At 42.1% G+C, this 3582-nt stretch carries 4 protein-coding genes; 1 reads left to right on the top strand and 3 read right to left on the bottom strand.

Going from position 1 to position 3582, the window contains the following annotated elements; all coding sequences use genetic code 11:
• Positions 1–58: 58 nt before the first annotated feature.
• From IQ247_RS31815 to IQ247_RS31805, 3 genes are all read right to left on the bottom strand, one after another.
• A complete protein-coding gene (locus IQ247_RS31815) occupies positions 59–772 on the bottom strand; it encodes a precorrin-2 C(20)-methyltransferase (protein ID WP_193926183.1) in 714 nt (237 codons plus the stop codon).
• The gene (locus IQ247_RS31810) at positions 769–1392 is read right to left on the bottom strand and encodes a precorrin-8X methylmutase (RefSeq protein WP_193926182.1); all 624 of its coding nucleotides are present in this window, start codon (positions 1390–1392) and stop codon (positions 769–771) included. The genes IQ247_RS31815 and IQ247_RS31810 overlap by 4 nt, the downstream gene beginning before the upstream one ends.
• A 97-nt stretch (positions 1393–1489) precedes the next feature.
• Entirely contained in the window at positions 1490–2266 is a 777-nt protein-coding gene (locus IQ247_RS31805) for a DUF4058 family protein (protein ID WP_193926181.1), read from the bottom strand.
• A gap of 89 nt (positions 2267–2355) precedes the next feature.
• Here IQ247_RS31805 and cbiE point away from each other — a divergent pair, with 89 nt between their 5' ends.
• On the top strand, positions 2356–3564 hold the full coding sequence (gene cbiE, locus IQ247_RS31800; protein ID WP_193926180.1) for a precorrin-6y C5,15-methyltransferase (decarboxylating) subunit CbiE: 1209 nt from the start codon (positions 2356–2358) through the stop codon (positions 3562–3564).
• Positions 3565–3582: the final 18 nt, after the last annotated feature.

Here is a 3582-nt window from a genome sequence, read left to right as displayed (position 1 = left end):
CCTAACTCCTAACTCCTAACTCCCGTACAGACGTAGCATTGCTACGTCTCTACAATTCCTAACTCCAAACTCCTAACTCTTTTAATTGACTTGGTATAACTATCAACGAAAAATAAGGTACCGTTTCCACTTCAACTTCATTTATAGATAATACTCTTTGATTCTCCATTGTCGCATATTCAATGTATTTCGCTCTTTCAACTAACCCTAATTCCTGCAAAACCTGCTTTACTTTACGAAAATTTCTGCCTAATTTAATAATTACCGCAGCATCTGCAACTTGCAATTTCTCTCGTAAAACTTCCTCCGAAAGTATCCCCGAAAGCACCATAAACACATCATTACGGTAAGTTAATGGTACCCCTATCATGGCAGCACTTGCCATTACTGAAGAAATACCGGGAATTACTTCTGTTGTAAATCTCTGTGATAATCTATTGAAAATATACATAAAACTACCGTAAAAAAACGGGTCTCCTTCACATAAAACTGCAACATCTTTCCCCCCGCTTAAATGTACGGCTAATTCCTCGGCAGCTTTGTTATAAAAGGCTTGAGCAGATTTTTCCAACTTAAAAGGTAATACTATCGGCACTTCAATTTGATTACTTTGAAGAAATTCAGCAACAATCGAACGCGCAAAACTGTTACCATCTTCTGACGCAGGATAAGCCACTACCGAAACAGTTTGTAAAATCCGTAATGCTTTTAATGTAATTAACTCCGGGTTTCCCGTACCTACACCAACACCGTAAAGACAACCCAAATTCATTGCTCCTCCTGACTTAAAGCATTTACCGCAGCCGCCGCGATCGCACTTCCTCCTCTTCTGCCGTGTAGTGTCACAAATGGCACTCCTCGACTATCCGCAGCCAAAGCCGCTTTCGATTCTGCTGCACCGACAAAACCCACCGGGAAACCCAAAATCACCGCCGGTTTGGGGAACCCTGCATCAAGTAATTCTAAAAGATGAAATAAAGCCGTTGGAGCATTGCCGATAACTGCGATCGCGTTTTCTAAATCAGGTTTCCATAATTCTACCGCAGCCGCAGAACGAGTATTATCGATACTTTTGGCTAATGCCGGTACTTCTGGATAATTCAGGGTGCAAATTACGCGATTATCCGCATTTAAACGCCGTTGAATGATGCCTTTTGCTACCATTTCAGCATCGCATAAAATCGGCTTACCCGCTGCAAGTGCTTTTCTACCAATATTTACAGCTTGGGGCGATGCTGCTAAATCGGTAACAATATCCGTCATACCGCAACTATGAATTATCCGCACCGCTAAAGGTATTAAGTCAATGGGTAAGCTTTCTAAATTCGCTTCGGCACGAATCATAGAAAAGGAACGATTGTAGATTTCTTGAGGATTGCGGATGTAGTTCATTCAAGTTAGGAGTTAGGGGTTAGGAGTTAGGTTACAAAAAACTGTATCTTTAAATCTAAATTTATACCCCATTTACACTCCGTTTCAGCAAACCAAGCTAAAGCTGTGTTAAATAATTACTTTTCATCCATTGTTTATCAACATCACTGAACTGTGGTGGTGGAGGTGATTGAGTATAATCAATGGATAAATCGTATGCGGCTTCTTCATATACGGCATTTAATGCAAATTGTAATTCTAATACCGCATCAGAGTCAGAGTTGCTTAGGGGAATAGGAATTGTAGGTAAAGTATCTTGCAATGTTAATGGCCACACATCTACTACTCCAGACTGAGCGCGTGTTAAATTTATAATATAAGGAACATCTGGCATTCTCGGATGATTCAAAGGTCGTGTTCCCCGGCGCAACAAATCGATTTCAATTAAATGTACATTGGCATTATAGAGGCGTTGACGTTTGCGGCGATAGTCGGTAATCCCAGGTTCTCGTTTATTGACTGGGGAAAGAATTTCTATACAGCTTACTAAAATGTTGTTAGCAGCATCTCGGATTTCTACTGTAGGAACTCGGACTGAAACGGGTTGCATTACTGGTAGGGTAAGAGTTGCTGGAGTTGTAGCAATACCAGATTGTTGAGACAATGGTGCTTCTCTAGGTTGTCTGAACTGCAACACTTCCACATCTGGATACAATATACCGATTTCGCTTTCAGGAGTTGTATCTTCCACCAAATAAACATCTAATCGTGCTGCATACCTAGGACGCAATTGAGGTGTGAGCATTTGGCGGATTTTGTTCGCAAGAGCATTATGAACATCCGACCACAGATAACCTTCAAGATATGGGTCCATACCGGGGAATGGGGAAGGCATTGAAAAAATACATTCTCCTAATTATTCTACAACTGATTTTATTTTGGCATATCTATATAATTGTAATCAAAACAAACAAATGCACGTTAATGCATAAATGGTTATCAGTGGTGGGTATTGGTGAGGATGGTTTACCTGGTTTGAGTCAGGTAGCTTCCAAACTTGTCGAACGAGCGGAAGTATTGGTGGGTGGTTCTCGTCATTTATCGATGCTTCCAGAAAATGATACTAGAAAAAAAATAATTTGGAGTTCTCCTATCGTCATTTCGGTAGAAGAAATTATTCAACGTCGCGGACAATCTGTCTGCATTTTAGCAAGTGGTGACCCGATGTGCTTTGGAATAGGCGTTACTCTCACCCGTCGTATACCCATCACAGAAATAACTATTATTCCTGCACCTTCTGCTTTCAGTCTTGCTTGTTCCCGTTTGGGATGGGCTTTACAAGAAGTAGAGACTCTAAGTTTAGCAGCCCGTCCGATATCTGTGCTACATCCGATAATTTATCCAGGTGCGCGGTTGTTGATTCTCAGTGAAGGTAGAAATACTCCGACAATTGTCGCTCAAACCCTTGCAAATAGAGGTTTTGGTCGTAGTAAAATCACAGTTTTAGAATATATGGGGGGACACCGGGAAAATATAGTAGAAGGGATTGCTCAAGAGTGGACAACTACCCAAGTTGCTAGTTTAAACACAATTGCAGTTGAATGTATCGCCGATGCAGATATCTTACAGCTTCCCAGAATAGCCGGTTTACCGGATATAGCTTACCATCATGACGGACAACTCACCAAACGCGAAGTTAGAGCCATAACCTTAGCTGCTCTCGCACCCATCCCCGGACAAATGTTGTGGGATATCGGTGCTGGTTGCGGTTCCATCAGTGTGGAATGGATGCGAACTCATCCCCGATGTTGGGCGATCGCCATTGAGCAAAACGAGTCCAGACTTAATTATATTATTGACAATGCAGCAACTTTAGGCACTCCAAATCTCCGTATAATTAATGGTAAAGCACCAGCAGTTTTACAAGGATTAGAGCCACCAGACGCAGTTTTTATTGGCGGTGGTATAACTGTAGAAGGATTATTTGATACCTGTTGGCAAGCATTACGGAAAGGCGGAAGATTGGTAGCGAATGCAGTGACAGTAGAAAGCGAACAAAAGTTAATCGAATGGCACAATCAAGTTGGTGGAAGCTTGAGCAGGATAGCCATACAAAGAGCGCAACCTGTAGGTAAGTTTTTGGGATGGAAACCGATGGTACCCGTGACGCAGTGGGTTGTGGTGAAGGAGTGAAGGGATGGGGAGGTGGGG

Origin of the sequence: Plectonema cf. radiosum LEGE 06105 (assembly GCF_015207665.1) — a bacterium.
Lineage (GTDB): Bacteria > Cyanobacteriota > Cyanobacteriia > Cyanobacteriales > Nostocaceae > Rivularia > Rivularia radiosa_A.
The sequence above is the reverse complement of the archived record's forward strand: the minus strand, read 5'-3'. Positions and strand labels throughout refer to the sequence as shown.